Source organism: Diaphorobacter ruginosibacter, assembly GCF_040396215.1.
In the GTDB taxonomy this organism is placed as follows: Bacteria; Pseudomonadota; Gammaproteobacteria; order Burkholderiales; family Burkholderiaceae_C; genus Diaphorobacter_A; species Diaphorobacter_A ruginosibacter_A.
Genome location: NZ_JBEBOW010000166.1, coordinates 1 through 6391 on the forward strand (window position 1 = coordinate 1; position 6391 = coordinate 6391).

Below are 6391 nucleotides of genomic sequence, written 5' to 3' on the forward strand. Positions count from 1 at the left end.
CCATCCGGATCCTGCCAAGACCACATGGAAAACAAGATGAACGCGCTCACCCAGGCGCTCGGTAACGCCGACGCCTCCCTGATGGTCGAACTCGAATCGCTCTACAAGGACCTTCACCAGCACCCCGAACTGTCCATGCAGGAGGTGCGCACGGCGAAGATCGTCGCCGACACCATGGAAGGCCTGGGCTACGAGGTGACGCGCAACGTCGGCGTCACCGGCGTGGTCTGCCTGATGAAGAACGGCAGCGGCCCCACCGTGATGCTGCGCGCCGACATGGATGCGCTTCCCATGGCGGAGAACACCGGCCTGCCCTATGCCAGCACCGTGACCGCGCGCGGTGCGGATGGCGCCGAAGTCGGCGTCGCCCACGCATGCGGCCATGACATGCACGTGACCTGGATGATCGGCGCGGCGCGCATCCTGGCCGGCAACCGCGCGGCCTGGCAAGGCACGCTGATGATCGTGTTCCAGCCGGGCGAGGAAACCGCCGAGGGCGCGGCCGCCATGGTCAAGGACTGGGGCGAGGGGCGCTTTCCCACGCCCGACATCATCCTCGGCCAGCACGTGATGGTCGGCGCGGCCGACACCGTGATGTACCGCCCCGGCGTCACGCTGTCGGCGGGAGACAGCCTGAAGATCAGGCTGTTCGGGCGAGGCTCGCATGGCTCGCAGCCGCAGACATCCATCGACCCGGTGATCATGGCCGCATCGGCCACGCTGCGCCTGCAGACCATCGTCTCGCGGGAGATAGCGCCGTCCGAGCCGGCGGTGCTCACCATCGGGTCGCTACAGGCCGGCACCAAGGAAAACATCATTCCCGACGACGCCACCATCAAGCTGAACGTGCGCACCTTCAGCGAGGACACGCGCGAGTACATGCTCAAGTCGATCCGCCGCATCTGCTGCGCCGAGTGCGATGCCTCCGGCGCCGAACGGCCGCCCGAGTTCACCACCATCAACCGCTATCCGCTGACCGAGAACGATCTGGCCGCCACGCAAAAAGTGGCCGGTGCGTTCCACCTTCAATTCGGCGAAAGGTCCCTGCTGGCCGCCCACCCGGCATCGGCGAGCGAGGACTTCAGCATCTTCGGGCGCAGTTGGGGCGTGCCTTACGTGTTCTGGTTCGTCGGCGGCACCGACCCCGATGTGTATGCGAAGGCCCTGCAGGAGAAGACGGTGAACCGGATCCCGAGCAACCATTCGCCCCAGTTCGCCCCCCGGATCCACCCGACGCTGGAGACCGGCCTGCAGGCGATGCTGGCCGCCGCCGGCGCATGGCTTTGCCCTGGCGCATGAACGTCCACGAACTGGCTCTGGCGGGCCTGAACGATCACCGCCTGTTCACCTTTCTCGATCTGGCCGGCACCTTCGCTTTCGCCATCAGCGGCGCGGTCGCCGCAAGAGACCGCGGACTGGACTGGTTCGGCGTCATGGTGGTTGCCTTCACGGTTGCCTGTGGCGGCGGCGTGGTGCGCGATCTGTGCATCGGCGCCGTACCGCCGGCCGGGCTGGCCGACTGGAGGTATCTCACAGTAGCCATGGTTGCAGCCTGGATGACGATCGCCGCAAGCCCGCTGGTCGCCCGCCTTGCGCATCCGGTGACGCTGTTCGACTCCCTGGGCCTGGGGATGTTCGCGGTCACCGGAGCGCAGAAGGCCATGATCTACGGCCATAACGCGGAAGTGGCGGTCCTGCTGGGCGTGGTCACCGCCGTGGGCGGCGGCGTGGCGCGCGACGTGCTGCTCAACCGCGTGCCTGTGATTCTGCGGCGCGAGATCTACGCATCGGCCGCGCTGGTCGCCGCCCTCATCGAGGTGGCCGGCGAACGCCTGGGATGGCTGTCGAGCGGCCGCACCTGGATCGCCCTGGCGACGTGCTTCGTATTGCGTTATCTGTCGCTGCGCTACCGATGGCACCTGCCGCGCTCGCCCGGACGCCATCGCCGCCACGAAGACTGAAAATGGCGCCTGCCGTCCTGCAACACCCCGATCGCCGGAGCACGTTGTTGCAGACAAGCCGCCGCCCGATCAGGCATGATGATTGCATCGAGCCGGTGGTCCACTTGTTCGATTCCACAGAGGGTCCGAAGAAATGCGTCACTCCGGCAACATCGAATCCACCCCAGACACCCAAGGCGCCGGCAAGACGCGGCAGGCGCGACCACCCATTCCGGTCAATCTCGCGCTGCAGGGCGGCGGCTCGCATGGCGCGTTCACCTGGGGCGTGCTGGATCGTCTGCTGGACGAGCGCAGCCTGTGGCTGGACGGCATCTCCGGCACTTCGGCCGGAGCCATGAACGCGGCGGTCATGCTCAGCGGCCTGGAACGCGGCGGCCGCGCCGATGCGAAGGCTTCGCTGGAATCCTTCTGGCGCGCGGTTGCGCAAGCGGCCAGGCTGAGCCCTCTGCAGCGAGGCCCCCTGGACGTCATGCTGGGGCGCTGGTGCCTGGACAGCTCCCCCGCCTATCTGATGTTCGATCTGGCGGCGCGCCTGTGGTCGCCGTACTCCCTCAATCCACACGGCCGCAATCCGCTGACGGACCTGCTCTCGTCGCATGTCGAGTTCGAGCGCCTGGCGGTGTCCCCCATCAAGCTGTTCGTGACCGCGACCCAGGTGCGCACCGGACGGGGACGGGTCTTCTCGAACGCGGAACTCAGCCCCGAGGTATTGCTGGCATCCGCCTGCCTGCCCACCGTCTTTCATGCCGTCGAGATCGACGCAGAGGAATACTGGGACGGCGGATTCGCGGGCAACCCGACCATCACGCCGCTGGTCAGGCACTGCCAGTCCCAGGACACGATCCTGGTGCAGATTAACCCCATCGAGCGCGACCAACCCGCGCGCAACGCCCAGGCCATACACAACCGCATCAATGAGATTTCATTCAACGCGCCCCTGCTCAAGGAGCTGCGGATGATGGCGCTGCTGCGCCAGGTGGCCGACCCCGGCCATAGCGAGGGGCGGCAATGGGCGCAAATGCGCATCCACCGCATAGGCACCGACATCATCGAGAATCTGAGCGCATCATCCAAGATGCTGGCGGAATGGAGTTTCCTGTGCATGCTGCGCGACAAGGGCCGCGATGCCGCGGACGCCTTCCTGGCAGCGCACGCGGCCGACCTCGGGCAGCGCTCGACCCTCGATCTCGATGTTCTTCTGCAAGGAGTCTGAGAATGAGCTTCGTCGGAATTCTCGCCGGACTGGGAGTGCTCATCTGGCTGTCCTACAGAGGCTGGAGCGTGCTGCTGCTCGCGCCCGCCGCCGCCTTGATCGCGGCGGCATTTTCAGGCGAGCCGCTGCTGGCCCACTGGACCGTGACCTTCATGCGTGCGGCGGCCGGCTTCGTGGCCCAGTACTTCCCGCTTTTCCTGCTTGGCGCCATCTTCGGCAAGCTGATGGATGACAGCGGAGCCGTGCTGGCCATCGCGCAGGGCATGACCCGCTGGCTCGGCCCCCGGCGCGCGCTGCTGGCCATCGTGCTGGCCGGAGCCTTGCTGACCTATGGCGGGGTCAGCCTGTTCGTGGCGTTCTTCGTGCTCGCGCCCATGGGACACGCGCTGTTCCGCGCGGCCAACCTGCCCGCGCGCCTGATGCCCGCCGCCATTGCGCTGGGCACATCCACCTTCACGATGTCGGCGCTGCCCGGATCGCCCTCCATACAGAACGCCATCCCCATGCCGTTCTTTGGGACGACGGCGTTCGCCGCGCCCGGGCTGGGAGCCATCGCGGCAGCCGTGATGGCGGGTTTCGGCCTGTGGTGGCTGTCCCGCTGCGAGGCGCGGGCGCGCCAGCGATCCGAAGGATATACGCCCGCGCAGCGAACTCCCGCCGACGCGCAGGACCCGCTGCTGCGCGAGCGCGGCAGCACCGCCACCCATTTCGACCCGATCGAGATGGCGCATGGCACGCGGCACCCGGAAAGCGCGGCGGGCACAGGAAGGCCCGGCACGCTCGGCTCGCTGGTCCCGCTGGCGGTCGTCATCGCCGTGAACCTGACGGTCGGGCTCTGGCTTCTGCCCCGGGCCGATCTGTCTTACCTGGATACGCCCCGCTTCGGTGAACTCGGGGCCGGCCAGGTCGCGGGCCTGTGGGCTGTGCTGTCGGGCCTGGCGGCCGGGCTGGTGACGCTGCTGCTGCTGCACCGCGGCCGCCTGAGCGACTTGCGCGGCAGCGTGGATGCCGGCGCCAATGCCGCGGTCCTGCCGGTGATGTCGGTCGCCAGCCTCGTGGGATTCGGCGCGGTGGTCGCCGACCTGCCGGCCTTCTCCGTCGTGCGGGAATGGGTGATGAACATCGACGCCGGTCCCCTGGTATCGCTGGCCCTTTCCACCAACCTGCTGGCGGCGCTGACCGGATCCGCTTCGGGCGGTCTCACGATCGCGCTCGAAACACTGGGCCCCGCGTTCATGGAGATCGCGCGGCAAGTCCACCTCGATCCCTCGCTGATGCACCGCCTGGCCGTGATCGGCGCGGGCACCCTCGACAGTTTGCCGCACAACGGCGCGGTCGTGTCGCTGCTCGCCGTATGCGGCTGCACCCACCGCGAGAGCTACCGGGACATCGCCATGGTGTCGATCGTGAGCGCCCTGCTCGCCCTGTGCGCGGTACTGGTGCTGGGCACGTGGTTCGGCAGCTTCTGAAGAGTCCTCGGCCATGCCTCCTGCCTCCAGCCTCAGCCCCATCGAGATCAGCGGCCTGCTGGTCGGTGGCCTGGCCCTGTTTCTTTTCGGGCTGGAGCTCATCACGGAGGCGCTCAAGGCGATAGCCGGATCCCGCCTGCAATCCTTGCTGGGCGCGCTCACGATGAACCGGTTGCGCGGCGTGCTCGCCGGGGCGGGAATCACTGCATTGCTCAACTCCTCCACGATCACCACCGTGCTGCTGGTGGGGTTCGTATCCGCGGGGCTGATGACGCTTCAGCAGGCCATCCCGCTCATCATGGGAGCCAACATCGGGTCGACGCTCACGGCGCAGATCATTGCCTTCGACATATCGGCCATCGCGCCGTTTCTGCTGGCCGGCGGTTTCCTGATGCATGGCTTTGCCACCCACAGGACGCTGCGCAAGCTGGGCGGGGTGCTGATGGGACTGGGCCTGCTGTTCCTGGGCCTCGAATTCATGGGGAACGCCACTCGCCCCCTGCGCCAATACGAGCCATTCATCGCCGCCATGCAGGACATGCGCAATCCGTGGATCGGCATTGCGGCCGGAGCCATCTTTACCGCGATCGTGCAAAGCTCAGCGGCCACGCTGGCCATCGTCATCACGCTGGGAAGCCAGGGGCTGATGCCCCTGGAATCCGGCATCGCCCTGATCCTGGGAGCCAATGTCGGCACCTGCGGAACCGCGCTTCTGGCGTCGATCGGCAAGTCCTCCGAAGCCGTGCAGGTCGGCATCGTCCACCTGATCTTCAATTTGCTCGGCGTGCTCTGCCTGGTTTTTTTCATCCCGCAGTTCGCCGATCTGATTCGCCATATTTCACCATCATCCCCCGAGCTGCACGGAACCGCACGCCTTGCCGCCGAAATGCCGCGCCAGGCGGCCAATGCCCACACGGTGTTCAGCGTGCTCAACACCGCCATACTGATCTGGTTCACCGGCCCCATAGGCAAGCTCGCGCAGTGGCTGGCTCCAAACACATCCAAGGACCGCAAGCTGCCGGGCGAAGCACGTTATCTCGACAGGACTCTGGTGGATACGCCCGCGCTTGCCATCGCCCGCGCGCAGCTTGAGTTGTCCGCGCTGAGCGAACAGGTGCTGGAGCTGACCAGGCGCAGCACGGCGCTGGCCGCTGAAAGCGGCGTCGGAGCCTCGGCCACGCTGGCCGATGACGACAAGGCCGCCGACGCGCGGGGCATGGACATACTGACCTATGTGGGAAGCCTCTCCGAAGCCGTCCACACGGAAGACGAAGGCCGGCAACTGGTCAGCCTCGCGCGGATCAGCACCTACCTGGACTCCATCCGGGAGATCGCCTCCGTCAACATGTTCGCACTGAGCCAGCGCCGCGCCGCCAATGGCGCGAACGCAAGCCAGTTGCGTGGCATCGGGACATCGGAATTCGCCAGTGCCGTGCTGATGAATTTCGCGCTCGCCATCCAGAACATCGCGCATCCCGATGCGGACTCCATACTCGAGGTGGTCAACGCCAAGGCGGGAATCGAAGCCCAGGCCGAAGCGGCGCGGCAGCACACCATGTCCATCCTGCAACTGCGCAACCAGGCGGATGTCGCCGGTTACCGCCTGGCAGGCGACATGATCGAGCGTCTCAACGAGATTGCCAGGCTGTCCCGTGCCATCGCCAAGGCCTGCAGGCCGCTGAACGACGTACAGACACCCGATTCTTTGGAAGACTGACTTCCCAGCGGCCATCACTCCATGGCTTAGA

Annotated in this window: 5 protein-coding genes; all 5 read left to right on the plus strand. The window is 66.7% G+C overall.

What is annotated here, in order from left to right; all coding sequences use genetic code 11:
- Window positions 1-36 precede the first annotated feature (36 nt).
- The 5 genes from ABWP92_RS15725 to ABWP92_RS15745 all read left to right on the plus strand — a co-directional run bounded on the left by ABWP92_RS15725 (window position 37) and on the right by ABWP92_RS15745 (window position 6360).
- On the plus strand, window positions 37-1299 hold the full coding sequence (locus tag ABWP92_RS15725) for a M20 family metallopeptidase (RefSeq protein WP_353236344.1): 1263 nt from the start codon (window positions 37-39) through the stop codon (window positions 1297-1299).
- Window positions 1278-1961 (plus strand): trimeric intracellular cation channel family protein, encoded by a 684-nt coding sequence (locus ABWP92_RS15730; RefSeq protein ID WP_353236345.1) that lies wholly within the window; start codon window positions 1278-1280, stop codon window positions 1959-1961. The genes ABWP92_RS15725 and ABWP92_RS15730 overlap by 22 nt, the downstream gene beginning before the upstream one ends.
- 133 nt (window positions 1962-2094) lie before the next feature.
- Window positions 2095-3174, plus strand: coding sequence for a patatin-like phospholipase family protein (locus ABWP92_RS15735; protein ID WP_353236346.1), 1080 nt, complete (start codon window positions 2095-2097; stop codon window positions 3172-3174).
- Window positions 3175-3176: 2 nt separating this feature from the next.
- Complete coding sequence (locus ABWP92_RS15740) at window positions 3177-4643, plus strand: GntP family permease (RefSeq protein ID WP_353236347.1); 1467 nt, start codon at window positions 3177-3179, stop codon at window positions 4641-4643.
- A gap of 13 nt (window positions 4644-4656) precedes the next feature.
- Entirely contained in the window at window positions 4657-6360 is a 1704-nt protein-coding gene (locus tag ABWP92_RS15745) for a Na/Pi cotransporter family protein (protein WP_353236348.1), read from the plus strand.
- Window positions 6361-6391 lie beyond the last annotated feature (31 nt).